The sequence below is a fragment of the Rheinheimera sp. UJ51 genome, assembly GCF_020819615.1.
Classification (GTDB): Bacteria; Pseudomonadota; Gammaproteobacteria; order Enterobacterales; family Alteromonadaceae; genus Alishewanella; species Alishewanella maricola.
In genome coordinates, this window is sequence record NZ_JAJHOG010000004.1 from 32,328 (window position 1) to 46,958 (window position 14,631).

General features: G+C 47.7%; 13 protein-coding genes. 12 read left to right on the forward strand and 1 reads right to left on the reverse strand.

The window, feature by feature from the left end:
• Nucleotides 1-26 precede the first annotated feature (26 nt).
• Nucleotides 27-524 (reverse strand): glycine cleavage system protein R, encoded by a 498-nt coding sequence (locus tag LMJ53_RS06015; protein WP_229585265.1) that lies wholly within the window; start codon nt 522-524, stop codon nt 27-29.
• Nucleotides 525-788: 264 nt separating this feature from the next.
• On the opposite strand from LMJ53_RS06015, the gene LMJ53_RS06020 reads away from it, so the two are divergent.
• From LMJ53_RS06020 to secD, 12 genes are all read left to right on the forward strand, one after another.
• Nucleotides 789-1,760 (forward strand): PstS family phosphate ABC transporter substrate-binding protein, encoded by a 972-nt coding sequence (locus LMJ53_RS06020; protein ID WP_229585266.1) that lies wholly within the window; start codon nt 789-791, stop codon nt 1,758-1,760.
• Nucleotides 1,757-3,619: an ABC transporter permease subunit gene (locus LMJ53_RS06025; protein WP_229585267.1), complete on the forward strand. Its 1,863-nt coding sequence runs from the start codon at nt 1,757-1,759 to the stop codon at nt 3,617-3,619. The genes LMJ53_RS06020 and LMJ53_RS06025 overlap by 4 nt, the downstream gene beginning before the upstream one ends.
• Nucleotides 3,619-4,971 carry a phosphate ABC transporter permease PstA gene (pstA, locus tag LMJ53_RS06030; RefSeq protein WP_229585268.1) on the forward strand — a complete coding sequence of 451 codons (1,353 nt, stop codon included), beginning with the start codon at nt 3,619-3,621 and terminating at the stop codon, nt 4,969-4,971. Before LMJ53_RS06025 ends, pstA begins: the two co-directional genes overlap by 1 nt.
• Nucleotides 4,972-5,045: 74 nt before the next feature.
• On the forward strand, nt 5,046-5,789 hold the full coding sequence (gene pstB, locus LMJ53_RS06035) for a phosphate ABC transporter ATP-binding protein PstB (protein WP_229585541.1): 744 nt from the start codon (nt 5,046-5,048) through the stop codon (nt 5,787-5,789).
• Between the two features lie 47 nt (nt 5,790-5,836).
• Complete coding sequence (phoU, locus tag LMJ53_RS06040; RefSeq protein ID WP_226749467.1) at nt 5,837-6,550, forward strand: phosphate signaling complex protein PhoU; 714 nt, start codon at nt 5,837-5,839, stop codon at nt 6,548-6,550.
• A gap of 142 nt (nt 6,551-6,692) precedes the next feature.
• Complete coding sequence (locus tag LMJ53_RS06045) at nt 6,693-7,370, forward strand: TIGR00153 family protein (protein ID WP_226749468.1); 678 nt, start codon at nt 6,693-6,695, stop codon at nt 7,368-7,370.
• Nucleotides 7,371-7,388: 18 nt separating this feature from the next.
• Nucleotides 7,389-8,654, forward strand: a complete 1,266-nt coding sequence (locus LMJ53_RS06050; RefSeq protein ID WP_229585269.1) for an inorganic phosphate transporter — start codon at nt 7,389-7,391, stop codon at nt 8,652-8,654.
• 157 nt (nt 8,655-8,811) lie between these two features.
• Nucleotides 8,812-9,732, forward strand: a complete 921-nt coding sequence (locus tag LMJ53_RS06055; protein WP_229585270.1) for a hydrogen peroxide-inducible genes activator — start codon at nt 8,812-8,814, stop codon at nt 9,730-9,732.
• A gap of 378 nt (nt 9,733-10,110) precedes the next feature.
• The gene (gene queA / locus LMJ53_RS06060) at nt 10,111-11,136 is read left to right on the forward strand and encodes a tRNA preQ1(34) S-adenosylmethionine ribosyltransferase-isomerase QueA (RefSeq protein ID WP_229585271.1); all 1,026 of its coding nucleotides are present in this window, start codon (nt 10,111-10,113) and stop codon (nt 11,134-11,136) included.
• Between the two features lie 109 nt (nt 11,137-11,245).
• A complete protein-coding gene (tgt, locus tag LMJ53_RS06065) occupies nt 11,246-12,376 on the forward strand; it encodes a tRNA guanosine(34) transglycosylase Tgt (RefSeq protein ID WP_226749472.1) in 1,131 nt (376 codons plus the stop codon).
• 26 nt (nt 12,377-12,402) lie between these two features.
• Nucleotides 12,403-12,738: a preprotein translocase subunit YajC gene (gene yajC / locus LMJ53_RS06070; RefSeq protein WP_226749473.1), complete on the forward strand. Its 336-nt coding sequence runs from the start codon at nt 12,403-12,405 to the stop codon at nt 12,736-12,738.
• Between the two features lie 28 nt (nt 12,739-12,766).
• On the forward strand, nt 12,767-14,623 hold the full coding sequence (secD, locus tag LMJ53_RS06075) for a protein translocase subunit SecD (protein WP_229585272.1): 1,857 nt from the start codon (nt 12,767-12,769) through the stop codon (nt 14,621-14,623).
• Nucleotides 14,624-14,631: the final 8 nt, after the last annotated feature.

Sequence of the window (14,631 nt, forward strand, 5' to 3'; positions counted from 1 at the left end):
CCGCACGGCATCGTGAAAATAACCGATTATTCCAAATCGACGACGATGTCGGTAGCAATCCCTTCCAGTGCTTCGGTGACATCATCCCGATGCAAGCCAGCAGGCAGTTGCACGGTCGCTTCAGCATGAAATAGCGGTACGCCCCAATTCGGTGCGCTTTGTTTATTGCTTTCAAAGGCAATAATATTGGCGCCTTTATGGCTTAAAATAGCCGATAATTCCCGCACAATACCTGGCCTGTCGTTACCGGTGATCACAAAACGAATTTGCTGATTTTTATCGAGTTCAGTGTGTTCGCCGTGCTGCACACGAATATCCAGATCCGTCAGTTGCTGCAAACTTGCGGTTAATTGCGCGAGATCTGGCTCTGCCACTTCAATTTGCACTATACCGGCAAAGTAACCGGCTAAATGGCTTAGGTTACTGGCCATCCAGTTACCTTGATTATCGTTGATGACTTTTGCGAGTTGCTCAACTAAACCGGCTTTATCTTTACCGATCACGGTAAGTACTAACTGCTTCATTCTGTTATTCCTCATTAGGTCCGGTTTGGGTAAGTATTTATAGCCGCTGCTTAACGCCCGATTAATGCTGTAATATGTATTTAAGCAGCGCAGTAAACAAGATTTGCCACGGTAAGGTCAACACCCCCATGGCAAAATCTGTTGAATACTTGCTATAGAGTGTAGCTGCAAGCAGATGGTTTTAAAGTAAATACTAAATTTTTATTTGGGGTTGCTGCTTAGGCGCGTTAAGATTGCAACTCATCTGGACTAGGTTCGATAGCAATGGATACCTTGCGCATGCGCTTAAGCCACCTCTGTAGTGTGCTGTTATTAGTGACCACACCCTTTGTGTGCAGCACTGAAACTCGACCGAATAGTGTTAGCCAAACCGCAAGCTTAACTGGCACCTTATCCAGCACTGGCTCTGACACCTTGCATAATATGATGATGGTTTGGCGGCGCGAGTTTGTGCTGAAACATCCGCAATTAAATATTCAAATACAAAGTAGTGGTTCGGCTACCGCCCCTGTTGCTTTGGTTGAAGGCACCGCCAATCTTGGGCCGATGAGCCGCGTCATGTTAACAGCTGAACAAGAGCGTTTTCGCCGCCGTTTTGGCTATGAAGCCTATGCTGTGCCAGTTGCACTGGATATGCTGGCGATTTATGTGCATCAAGATAACCCGTTACAACAAATCAGTATGGCGCAGCTTGAAGCGATTTTTTCGCAAAATCGGCGTTGTGCGCTGCATCCGGCGATTACGCGTTGGGGCGATTTGGGTTTAGCGGGGCGATGGCAGCAACGATCTATTGCTGCCTATGGTCGTAATCCGGCGTCAGGGACTTATGCTTTTTTTCGGCAAAAGGCGCTTTGTAACGACGATTTTCAGCAAAAAGTCGCGCAGTTAGCGGGCGCTGCTGCTGTAGTTAGGTCGGTAAGTTTAAGTGAAAATGGCCTAGGTTACTCTGGGGTGGGGCAGCAAATTGCTGGCGTGAAAATGTTGGCGATCAGTCAAGGCTCAGAACAAGCGGCCATTATGCCCAGTCCGGAGAATGCCTTATCTGGGGCTTACCCGTTGGCTCGGTTACTCTATATTTATGTTAATAAAGCCCCTAATCAGCCGTTAGCTGCAGCCGAGCGCGAATTTTTCCGCTTTATTTTATCCGCAGCGGGGCAGCAGCTATTAGAAAGTGATGGCTTAGTGCCGATCCCGCTACCCTTAAGACAGCAAGTGTTTGAGGATTTAGGCTTATGACGCCTAACGCAGAAAAGCCTACAGGCAGTCATTTACCGAATACGCAGCAACGTCAGCGACGTAGTCGCCATCGGCGTTGGTTAGACCGTGGCTGGCATGCGTTAATCACCTTGGCCGGGGTGAGTGTGATCGCCACGTTATTGGCCATTTTTGTTTATTTGTTGCTAGAAGTGCTGCCATTGTTTAAACCGGTATCTGCTCAGTTACAGCCGCATGCTGCTAGCACGCCGCCACCGGCATTAATGCTACCCAGTATAGCCGATGACGATTTGGCTATGGCTGCTGCAAAAGCGGGTTTTACTGCTGACTTTCAGTTAATTGATGGGTTAAAGCGCGTCATTATACTCGCTAAACGCGATGGCGAAGCCTGTGTGTTGCTGCGTGCGGCATTGTCACAAGGTTGTCAGCAGCGTTTATCTCTTACAGATCGCACAGTGCAGTTAACCGCCGCCACTTGGTTAGCAGGCCAACAAAGCTTAATTACCGGCGATAGCAGTGGCCAATTAAAACAATGGTATTTGATTGCCGATGCGGCGGGGCAACTTCGCTTGAGTTGGGTTAAACCATTTAGCCAGCAAGCTGCAGCCATTGTCGCTATTGCTGCCGAACGAGGCCGCCGTGGCTTTGCAGTATTAGATGCTAAAGGTGGCCTCAGTGTGTTTTATAGTGCGTTAAGTTCGCCTATTTGGCAGGCACAGTATGCAACGCTCTCCTTGGCGCAGAAAGGCGTGACCGAATTACGTTTTACCCCTAATAATGACGGTTTGTGGCTGCTCAACGCGCAGCAGGCCGAAGGCTTTTTAGCCATTAACAATCGGCATCCCGAAATTTCATGGCGTACGCTGTGGCAAAAAGTCTGGTACGAAAGTTGGCAACAACCCGAATATGTTTGGCAAAGCGGTGGGGGTTATGAGCTTTATCAAGGTAAATACTCTTTAGTGCCCTTAACCGTCGGTACTCTAAAAGCGGCTTTTTATGCGTTATTGGTGGCGGTACCCTTAGCCGTCTTGGCCGCCATTTTCAGTGTGTGCTTTTTGCAAGAGCCGGTTCGCAGCCGCTTAAGTAGCATGATTGAACTGATGGCGTTATTTCCTACCGTCATTATTGGCTTTTTAGCGGCTATTTGGCTGGCCCCTGCTTTAGAGCAACATTTGCTCTCTTTATTACTGTATTTACTGTTAGTGCCGGCGGCTGTTTGGGCGCTGGCCTATTATTGGCATTATTTACCCCGCCGTTGGCAGCGTTTAAATAGCAGTGGTGCCATGTTAATACTGATGAGTGCGATATTGCTTGTCGGTGCCTGGGTGGCGTTGGGTTTAGGCTCTTGGTTTGAAAGCTTACTGTTTGATGACAGCCTACGCTTTTGGTTAGATCAACAAGGCGTTGATTATCAGCAGCGTAATGCTTTAGTGATTGGTCTGGCGATGGGCTTTGCCGTGCTACCGGTCATTTATACAGTAAGCTACGATGCTTTAGCACAAATTCCGCAACAACTGACGGCCGGTGCCTATGCGCTGGGGGCCGATCAATGGCAAATTGTACGGCGAATTATGTTACCGGTGGCGATGCCCGGGTTTTTAGCGGCCGTGATGTTGGGGCTAAGCCGTGCTATTGGTGAAACGATGATTATTTTGATGGCGACCGGCAATAACCCCATCACCAATTTTAATCTGTTCGAGGGGCTGCGCAGTTTAACGGCCACGCTGACCATCGAACTCCCCGAAGCCGCGGTCGACAGCAGCCATTATCGCGTGTTGTTTTTAGTGGCTATTCTGTTGTTTGTTTTCACCTTTGCTGCGAATACCTTAGCTGACTTAGTGCGCCAACGTTTACGCCGTAATTTACAGAGGTTGGAATAATGAGCGCGAATCGGCAGCCCGGGCGGCGACTCTATTTCTTTTCGGCATTAGCCACCGCTTTAACGCTACTCACGTTTTTCTTATTGTGCTTGTTAATTTTAAGCCGTGGTTTACGGTTATTTTGGCCAGCTGAAGTCGTGCAGTTTCAATACCCCATCTCAGGCCAAATGCAGCAAGTGTTTGGTGAGGTGGTGTCTCGCCAGCAAGTTAATGCTGAGCAACTTGCTGCTGCGGGCCTACCGAGTCACAGCCAGGCACAGCGTGTGTTAATCAAACAAGGCCAAACGGCGGGTCAAACGGCGTTTCGTTGGTATTGGCAGCATTTGAGCCGCGATTGGCAAACGCCGGCGCAGCTAAGTTTGCTGCGGCATTTTAGCCAAGGCGAGTTTTATGGTGTCGTGATGCAAGAGAACGCGACTGAACTGCAATTACGCTTAAGCGATAACAGCAGCAGAACCTTTCTGCGCAGCGATATTGAACGGGTGATCTCACCCAATCAGTTGTCGTTATGGGGCAAGTTGCAACTGTTTGCTGCGCAGTGGTGGCAGTTTTTGAGTACTGAACCTCGGCAAGCAAACAGCGCGGGCGGGATCTTACCGGCCATTATGGGTACGGTATTATCGGTATTATTAATGGCTTTGTTAGTTGCGCCCATTGGTATTATGGCGGGTATTTATTTACATGAATATGCCAAAGATGGCCGCTTAGTGCGTTTGGTGCGACTCAGTGTGCATAACCTTGCCGGGGTGCCCTCTGTGGTATTTGGCGTGTTTGCCTTAGGCTTTTTTGTTTATGTGTTGGGTGGCAGTATTGATCAGTTGTTTTACGCGGAACAACTTCCACAAGCGACCTTTGGCACCCCCGGCTTGCTATGGGTATCCCTGACCCTAGCATTATTAACCTTACCCGTGGTGATTGTCGCCACAGAAGAGGGGCTGGCACGCATACCTCAAAGTTTGCGCTTAGGCGGTTATGCCTTAGGTGCGACCAAAGCAGAAGTATTACGTAAGCTTATTTTACCGGTTGCTATTCCTGCCATGATCACGGGGGTGGTGCTGGCGATGTCACGTGCCGCCGGCGAGGTTGCTCCGTTAATTTTTGTTGGGGTGGTGAAATACGCACCGGTATTACCACTGCGGAGCGAATGGCCGTTTGTGCAGCTTGATCAGCAAATTATGAGCTTGGGTTTGCAAATTTATGATGTTGGCTTGCAAAGCTCGAATGCCGACGCAGCTGAGCCTCGGGTGTACGCTATTGCTCTGGTGTTGCTGTTATTAATTGGTAGCCTGAATTTATTAGCGATGCGCTTACGCCGTTACTATCGGGCAAAGACACGCAGTCAGGGTGCTTAAAAATACGTCTTAGTTTCATAAAAGTGTCATAAATGAGGATTACAATGGCCGCATTAACGGATGTCAGTACGAAAATGTCAGCACAAAACCTGTCGGTCAGTTTGGCCGGTAAAACAGTGCTGGATCAGATCAGTTTAGACATTCCGGCTAATCGTGTCACGGCGCTGATTGGGCCATCCGGTTGTGGCAAATCAACGTTATTGCGAAGCTTCAATCGCATGAATGAACTGCTCGATGATGCCAACACCGAAGGGCAGGTGTTGCTAGATGAATTGAATATTTATCAAGCGGGTGTCGATTTAGCCGAGTTACGTCGACGGGTTGGCATTGTGTTTCAAAAACCCAATCCGTTTCCATTGTCGGTGTATGAAAATGTCGCTTTTGGCTTGCGCTTGCAGGGGATTAACAGTGCTAGGCAGTTAGACGAGTTAATCGCCGCGGCCTTACAAAAAGCCGCACTTTGGCATGAAGTGAAAGATCGTTTATATGACAATGCGTTGACCTTATCGGGTGGTCAACAGCAGCGGCTAGTGATTGCCCGCGCTATTGCCATTGAGCCTGAGGTGTTGTTATTGGATGAACCGGCTTCAGCGTTGGATCCGATTTCAACCCTAAAAATTGAAGAATTGCTATATGAGTTAAAGCAGCAATACACCATCGTTATCGTGACACACAATATGCAGCAGGCTGCGCGGGTATCGGATTTTACTGCGTTTATGAATTTAGGGCAGTTGGTTGAGTTTGATGCCACCAACAAGATCTTTACCGATCCACGCCAGCCGCAAACAGAAGATTATATTACTGGGCGGTTCGGTTAACCGAATTGCTATGGCTAAGCCAGAATAGGACCACGGAGACTAACAGGATGGATAAATTAAATTTATCGAAGCATATTTCCAGCCAGTTCAACGAAGAATTGGAACAAATTAGAAATCATGTGATGTCGATGGGCGGCCTAATTGAGCGGCAACTTTATGATGCCTTAGCCGCCATTGCCAATAGCGATAGTGAATTGGCACAGCAGGTGATTGCCAATGATCTGAAGGTCAATGACTGGGAATTACAGATAGATAAAGAATGTACCCGAGTGATTGCCAAGCGTCAGCCTGCTGCCAGCGATCTGCGCTTAATAATGGCGATATTAAAAAGCATTAACGATTTAGAGCGGATCGGTGATGAAACACGGCGCATTGCCAAAGTAGCGCTGGAGTCTTTTAACAGTGATCAACAAGACTTGCTGGTAAACCTGGACAATCTGGGGCGACATGTCGCGCAAATGTTGCACGATGTGTTAGATGCTTTTGCTCGAATGGACGTTGAAGCAGCGTTAACCGTGCATAAAGAAGATAAAAAAGTGGATCGTGAATACGAAGCGATTACGCGGCAATTAATGACTTACATGATTGAAGATCCGCGTTCTATTCCTAAAGTGATGAACGTGCTGTGGTCGGCTCGTTCGTTAGAACGCATTGGCGATCGCTGTAAGAACTTGTCGGAATACATTATTTTCTTTGTTAAAGGTAAAGTGGTTAGACATGCCAGCCACGAAAAGCTCGAGCAGGAAGTTCGTGGCGACTAGCTCTTAGCCAAATGTTATGCCGTGCCTCTGCTGGTTTTCTAGCCGGGGCATTTTTTTGCAAACGACATTTCATTTTTATTACTTTGGCATTGCGGTTACAATGTCCGCCGACTACAGTCACTTAACATCAATGAGGCCCTCTATGCCCGCTAATACTTTTTTGTCCGTATTTGCCAAATCGCCAATAAAGCCGATTGAAGAGCATATTCGCAAAGTACACCAGGCCAGTGAGCAATTACTGCCATTCTTTGCGGCGGTTTATCAAAAAGATTGGACCCAGGCAGCGGAAGTGCGTAAAAGCATCGTTGCATTTGAAAAAGATGCCGATCGCTTAAAACGCGAAATTCGGATTAACTTACCGCGCGGTTTGTTTTTACCCGTTGACCGCACCGATATTTTAGAATTGGTTTCGCAGCAAGATAAAATTGCTAACAAAGCAAAAGATATTTCTGGCCGCGTGTTGGGTCGTGAATTAGAAATTCCTGAAACAATTCAAACTGAATTTACTGCTTATGTGCAGCGTTGTATCGATGCCACCGAGATGGCATCTCAGGTAATTAATGAACTAGATGAATTGCTGGAAACGGGCTTTCGTGGCCGTGAAGTTAATCTAGTGATTAAGATGGTCGAGCAATTGGATGCTATCGAGCACGATACCGATGAAATGCAAATTAAATTACGTAAGAAGTTGCGGCTAGCCGAGAAGGATCTTAACCCAGTCGATGTGATGTTTTTATATCGCACACTGGAATGGTTGGGCGATTTAGCAGATGTCGCCTTACGTGTTGGTTCCCGTCTTGAAATTATGCTAGCCCGCTAACCTAATAGGTAATTTTTTATGGCAATTTTAGAATCTTACGGCCTGATCCTGATTATTTTGGCCGCGGTATTTGGCTTTTTTATGGCTTACGGTGTCGGTGCGAACGACGTGGCAAATGCCATGGGCACCTCGGTTGGCTCCAAAGCCCTGACAATCAAGCAAGCTATTATCATCGCTGCTATTTTTGAATTTGCTGGCGCCTACCTTGCGGGGGGGTCAGTTACCTCGACTATTCGCTCCGGCATTATTGACTCCAGTTTCTTTGTTGATACACCTGAATTTATGGTGTTTGGCATGATTGCCTCGTTATTAGCTGCCGGTACCTGGTTGCTAGCGGCGTCTTACTTTGGCTGGCCGGTTTCAACGACTCACTCGATCATTGGCGCCATTATCGGTTTTGCCGTGGTCGCAGCGGGAAGCGAAGCGGTGCAGTGGAGTAAAGTTGGCGGTATCGTAGGCAGTTGGGTCGTCACGCCTATGCTGGCTGGCGTGCTGGCTTATATTATTTTTATGAGCGCGCAGCGGTTAATTTTTGATACGGATAATCCACTGGCGAATGCGAAGCGCTATGTACCCTTTTATATGTTTTTTGCCGGTTTAATGATGACGTTAGTCACCGTACAAAAAGGTTTAAAACACGTTGGCTTAGATATCTCTACCGCAAATGGTTTCTACATCTCGATTGCGGTGGGATTACTTGTGGCGGTGATTGGTAAAATTGCGATCTCTCGTATCAAGATTGATCCTGAAGCCGACAGACACATGCAATTTAATAACGTTGAGCGTATTTTCGGTATTTTAATGATTACCACCGCATGTTGTATGGCCTTTGCACACGGCTCGAACGATGTGGCGAATGCTATCGGCCCAGTAGCGGCGGTAGTGAGTGTGGTGACCTCTGGCGGTGAAATTGCCGCTAAAGCAACGTTAGCCGTTTGGGTGTTGCCTTTAGGTGCCATCGGTATCGTTATTGGTTTAGCAACCTTAGGTGCCCGGGTCATTAAAACAATCGGTACGGCGATTACGCATTTAACACCCAGCCGTGGTTTCGCGGCAGAGCTGTCTGCTGCTTCTACCGTGGTTATTGCTTCGGGTGCTGGCTTACCTATCTCTACCACGCAAACCCTGGTAGGCGCTGTACTCGGCGTGGGTTTAGCACGGGGTATTGCGGCCTTAAACCTGGGGGTCGTGCGTAATATCTTTATTTCTTGGGTTATTACCTTACCAGTCGGCGCAGGTTTAGCCATTGTGTTCTTCTACATCTTAAAAGCGATTTTCAGTTAAGCTTTAGTTGCAGCGGCGACAGCAGGGCTGTCGCCGCTGATAAGCCTGTCTTGTCTGCCTGCACCTTGTATTTCTTCTATCATGCCACTGTTGCTAATTGCTTAAATCGATTAAAAAAGGTAAGTTCTACCAATTCGATTGTAGCGAAAGGTTCAGCATGAAACGTCTGCCCAGTATTAAACAATTACAGTATTTACTCGCCTTGCATGAGCATCAGCACTTTGGCCGTGCTGCCGATGCTTGCTATGTTGGGCAATCGACACTCAGCGCGGCCATTGCCAGTTTAGAAGAGACCATGGAAACGCAATTATTAGAGCGTGACCATAAAACCTTTATTTTCACCGCCCTAGGTGAAGATGTTGTCAGGCTGGCACGCCAAATTATTGAGCAATGCGAAGAGCTGACTGATTTTGCTAAATCACAGGGCAAACCGATGACAGGGCCTTTTCGGTTGGGTTGTATCCCGACTATTGCGCCCTTTGTGCTGGGTGAAGTCATGACACTGTGCCGTGAGCGTTTTCCCGAGTTGCAATTATTATTGCGCGAAGACACCTCAGATAACTCGTTGCATGCGTTAAGTGAAGGCCGCCTAGATATGGTGTTGCTGGCGCTACCTTATGAAACGGGCGTATTGCACACTGAAGTACTGCAACAAGACGCGTTTAATTTAGTACTGCATAAAGATTGGCAAGATCGGGGTTTTAATCAAGATATTAACCAATGGCCAGATGAAAGTATCTTCTTGTTAGAGCGCGAACATTGTTTAACGGGCCATGCGGTAAAAGCCTGTGAATTAGAAGACAGCCGTAAGGTGAATCCGTTTTTTGCCACCAGCTTACATACCCTTACGCAAATGGTGAATAACAAACTGGGGGTGACCTTTATGCCGCAGATGGCGATTAACAGTGGTGTTCTAGAGGGCACCGATTTAATCAGTCAGCCGGCTTCTGCCGGGCAGGCTTATCGTGATATCGGTGTCGCTTGGCGTCCAACGTCAAGTAAAGCGCGTAGTTATCAGCAAATGGCCGCGTTAATCGGTGAAGTGCTCTTAAAAAAGTGCCGGACAAGGGCTTGTTGACGTTTGCTGTTTAGATTTTGTTCGTTTGGCGGTGTTTTGATCGCGAAACGAGGAGTGCAGTTTAGTTATTCTAAATAAACGACGAGAGACAAAGAGCAAAGCATCGCCAGACGAACCCTTCGGGCAGCGTGTGGCTGGCATTTCTACTGCGTTATACGAAATATATCCTATATTTCGCCTTCGGCCAGCAGAGCTGTTCCCGTTTGCTCCATACAAACGGGTCGCTTGTTTATGTAGAATAACTACACGGCACAAGCTCTGCCTTGTATAAATACCAGCCACTCAGCTGCAAAAACAACCATCAAATGTCAACAAGCCCTTGATAAATTTGCTAACATAGCGCCGCCGGATTTGGCCGGTAAAGCCAAGGACAACGCTATGTTAGTGAAAGATTTTAGTTTTGAGTTACCTGAACACCTAATTGCCAGTCAACCACAGGCTGAGCGCTCAGCCAGTCGTTTACTGGCCATGCAGCGCCAAACGGGTGAACTGCGCCATCATATCTTCAAAGAACTGCTTGATTTGCTCAACCCTGGCGATTTGTTAGTGTTTAACAACACACGCGTGATCCCCGCCCGTTTGTTTGGTCAAAAAGCTTCTGGCGGCCAAGTTGAAGTGTTGGTCGAACGCGTCTTGGACCCACAGCGTTTTTTAGCGCATATTCGTGCCAGTAAAGCGCCAAAACCCGGCACAGAATTATTGTTAGAGAACTCGGCTAAAGTGGTGATGCGTCAACGGCACGATACCTTATTTGAATTAGAGTTACTGGGTGATGAGCCGGTATTCGCCATGCTAGACAGGCTGGGGCATATGCCGTTACCCCCTTACATTGCACGCCCTGATACCGAAGAAGATAAAGCCCGTTATCAAACGGTGTATAACAAGAAACCCGGTGCCGTGGCTGCACCTACAGCAGGTTTACACTTTGACCAGCCCTTGTTAGATCAATTAGCGGCCAAAGGTGTGCAATTTGCTTATGTGACTTTGCATGTTGGCGCCGGTACTTTTCAGCCGGTACGCGTTGATTCGGTGTTAGAGCATAAAATGCATGCTGAATACATTGAAGTGGAGCAAGAGGTGGTGGAGGCCGTTGCAGCATGTAAAGCGCGCGGCAATCGGGTAGTCGCCGTAGGCACCACCTCAGTGCGCTCGCTTGAATCCGCTGCGGCACAGCATGGCGGTCAGCTGCAACCTTACAGTGGCGATACCCAAATTTTTATTTACCCGGGTTATCGCTTTCAAGTCATTGATGCATTGATCACCAACTTTCATTTACCCGAATCGACACTGATTATGCTGGTGTCCGCCTTTAGTAGCCAACAACATGTATTACAGGCATATAAAACCGCTATTGCAGAGCAATATCGCTTCTATTCCTATGGCGACGCGATGTTTATTAGTTAAGCCGCTGGCTGAATACTGCTATAATGGCCGCCGATTGCGCGCGGCCATATTGCGGCAAAACGCTAATAATGACGAGCCGGACTGTTTTTCCGGCCAGAAGAGGTAAATTTTGAAATTTGAATTACTTGCTACTGACGGTAAAGCCCGTCGTGGCCAACTTATTTTTGATCGTGGTGTGGTGGATACCCCTGCCTTTATGCCCGTGGGAACTTACGGCACGGTAAAAGGCATGACACCAGAAGAGTTAGATGCCACCGGTGCGCAAATTTGCTTAGGTAACACCTTTCACTTAATGCTGCGTCCGGGCACTGACATTATTAAGTTACACGGTGACCTGCATGATTTTATGCATTGGCATAAACCCATCTTAACTGACTCAGGCGGTTTTCAGGTATTTAGCCTTGGCGAACTGCGCAAAATCACCGAAGAAGGCGTTAAGTTTCGCTCGCCGCTAAATGGCGAACGCATCATGTTAACGCCAGAACGCTCAATGGAAGTGCAGCGCGATCTGGGTTCAGATATCGTGATGATCTTTGATGAATGTACGCCTTATCCGGCGACCGAGCCACAAGCTCGTAAATCAATGGAATTATCGCTGCGCTGGGCGAAACGTTCAAAAGATGCGCATGGCGATAACCCGTCAGCGTTATTTGGTATTATCCAAGGTGGCATGTATCCGCATTTGCGTGACATTTCACTAGCCGGGTTAGAAGAAATTGGTTTTGACGGCTATGCTATTGGCGGTTTATCGGTAGGTGAACCCAAAGCCGATATGATTAATATTCTAAACCACACCACCGATAAAATGCCGGCGAACAAGCCGCGTTATTTAATGGGTGTAGGCAAACCAGAAGACTTAGTTGAAGCGGTACGCCGTGGTGTGGATATGTTCGATTGCGTCATGCCGACACGCAATGCCCGTAATGGCCATTTGTTTGTCAGTGATGGCGTGATTAAAATCCGCAACGCCAAGCATAAAACCGATACCGCGCCGTTAGATAAAGACTGTGATTGTTACACGTGTAAAAATTATTCTCGGGCCTATTTACATCATTTAGATCGCTGCAACGAGATTTTAGGCGCGCGTTTAAACACCATTCACAACCTGCATCATTATCAGAAGCTGATGCAGGGATTGCGCGCAGCTATTGCCGCTGGTAACTTGTCTGCTTTTGTAGCAGAATTTTACGCAAAAAGAAGTATGCCAGTACCATCGCTGGACGCAGAATTAACAGAATAACTGATTTTAACATTAAGGGGACAACCATGAGTTTATTCATTAACCAAGCCTATGCCGATACCGCTGCCGCACCACAAGGTGGTGGTTGGGATTTAATTATTATGTTGTTGGCGTTTGGTTTGATTTTTTACTTTTTAATCTACCGCCCACAAGCCAAGCGTGTAAAAGAACATCGCAACCTGATGTCGGCTTTAGGTAAAGGTGATGAAGTGCTGACGCAAGGCGGTATTGTCGGTCGCATTACTAAAATTGCTGAAGATAAAGACTTTGTCGTTGTGGCATTAAATGACAGTACTGAAGTTACAGTACAAAAATCCGCTATCAGTGCGGTATTACCTAAGGGTACTTTAAAGTCGTTATAAGCGGCACTGCTAACGAAAGGATGTATTCGTGTTAAACCAAAATCCGCTTTGGCGGTACCTGGTCGTTATCGGGGTACTGCTACTGGCATTAGTTTACGCAATGCCAAATTTATATCCGGAAGATCCGGCGCTGAATATTAATGCAACCCGTGGGGGCGTGGTGTTAGAAAGCACTCGCCAACAGTTGGAGCAAGGCTTTATCAGTGAAGGTGTTACGCCAAAATCGGTAACACTGGAAAATGGTCAGCTGTTAGCGCGCTTTCAATCTGCTGAAGATCAGCTGCGAGCGCGGCAAATTGCCATTAATTTATTGGGTACTGTTAACTATGTTACGGCATTAAATTTAGTGCCCACCACCCCCGATTGGCTGGCTGGCATTGGTGCAACACCAATGAAGTTAGGCTTAGATTTACGTGGTGGTGTGCATTTTTTAATGGCAGTAGACATGAAAGCGGCCATTGATAAAAACATCAATGACATGGTGGGTGCGTTCCGTGCCGACTTACGTGAAGCTAAAGTGCGCTACCGTTCGGTTTCTGCAGATGTAGATCGCGGCATGGTGCAACTGCAATTGCGCTCAGCTGAAGATGTGCAAGCGGCTCGCACGGCATTAGGCAAACTGGACCGTGAGTTAGTGTTCACTGACGGCCCTGCTGAATTTAGCCTACAAGTGACCTTAAGCGAAAACCGTCTGCGCGAAATTCGTGAATATGCGTTAGAGCAGAACATCACCATTATTCGTAATCGGGTGAATGAAATTGGGGTAGCTGAGCCGCTGGTACAGCGTCAAGGCGCTGATCGTATTATCGTGCAATTACCTGGCGTACAAGATCCGGCGCAAGCTAAAGAGATTTTGGGCGCAACGGCAACACTCGAGTTTCGTTTAGTCGACGAGCAAGGTGACTTAGGTGCGGCCTTGAATGGTCGTTTACCACCTGGTTCAGGTTTGTATTATGACCGCAGTGGCCAACCTTTCTTACTGGAAAACCGCGTGATGCTGACCGGTGAACACATCACCAATGCCAGCTCAAGTTACGATGAATACAGCCAGCCACAGGTGAATATTTCATTGGATGCGCAAGGCGGTAATTTATTATCGAATGCCACTCGTGAAGCGATTGGTCGGCGTATGGCTACCGTGTTTATTGAATATAAACCGGGTGAGCAATTACAAGCCGATGGCACGCCAGTACTGATTAAGCAGGAAGAAGTGATCAATGCCGCGACCATTCAAGCGCGCTTGGGTCGCAGTTTCCGTATTACCGGTATTGGTAACCCTGCTGAAGCGCAAAACCTCGCCTTGTTACTGCGTGCCGGTGCCCTGATTGCGCCTACGCAAATCATCGAAGAACGCACCATAGGGCCAAGCCTCGGTCAGGAAAATATCGATCTAGGTATGACGGCTATTATGTGGGGTATGGTGGTGGTATTGATCTTTATGGTGATCTACTACCGAGTGTTCGGTTTAATCGCCAACTTGGCGTTGGTCGCTAACCTGGTGTTAATTATTGGCTTTATGTCGATGATCCCCGGTGCCACCCTAACTTTACCGGGTATGGCGGGTATTGTGTTAACTGTCGGTATGGCCGTTGATGCTAACGTGCTGATATTTGAACGGATCCGTGAAGAAATTGCCGAAGGCCGTTCGATTCAACAAGCCATCCATCAAGGCTATGACCGTGCTTTTGCGACAATCGCTGACTCGAATATCACCACATTATTAGTGGCGTTGATCCTGTTTGGAATTGGTACTGGCCCAGTGAAAGGCTTCGCCATCACTTTAGCTATCGGTATTTTAACCTCGATCTTTACTTCAGTAGTGGGTACCCGCTTGCTGGTTAATTTATTCTGGGGCGGCCGTCGCGTACAGTCGTTACCGATGTAAGGAGCTTG

Coding starts and splice junctions, on each gene's coding strand:
- LMJ53_RS06015 (WP_229585265.1), bottom strand. CDS start 524: ATGAAGCAGTTAGTACTTACCGTGATCGGTAAAGATAAAGCCGGTTTA.
- LMJ53_RS06020 (WP_229585266.1), top strand. CDS start 789: ATGGATACCTTGCGCATGCGCTTAAGCCACCTCTGTAGTGTGCTGTTA.
- LMJ53_RS06025 (WP_229585267.1), top strand. CDS start 1,757: ATGACGCCTAACGCAGAAAAGCCTACAGGCAGTCATTTACCGAATACG.
- pstA (WP_229585268.1), top strand. CDS start 3,619: ATGAGCGCGAATCGGCAGCCCGGGCGGCGACTCTATTTCTTTTCGGCA.
- pstB (WP_229585541.1), top strand. CDS start 5,046: ATGTCAGCACAAAACCTGTCGGTCAGTTTGGCCGGTAAAACAGTGCTG.
- phoU (WP_226749467.1), top strand. CDS start 5,837: ATGGATAAATTAAATTTATCGAAGCATATTTCCAGCCAGTTCAACGAA.
- LMJ53_RS06045 (WP_226749468.1), top strand. CDS start 6,693: ATGCCCGCTAATACTTTTTTGTCCGTATTTGCCAAATCGCCAATAAAG.
- LMJ53_RS06050 (WP_229585269.1), top strand. CDS start 7,389: ATGGCAATTTTAGAATCTTACGGCCTGATCCTGATTATTTTGGCCGCG.
- LMJ53_RS06055 (WP_229585270.1), top strand. CDS start 8,812: ATGAAACGTCTGCCCAGTATTAAACAATTACAGTATTTACTCGCCTTG.
- queA (WP_229585271.1), top strand. CDS start 10,111: ATGTTAGTGAAAGATTTTAGTTTTGAGTTACCTGAACACCTAATTGCC.
- yajC (WP_226749473.1), top strand. CDS start 12,403: ATGAGTTTATTCATTAACCAAGCCTATGCCGATACCGCTGCCGCACCA.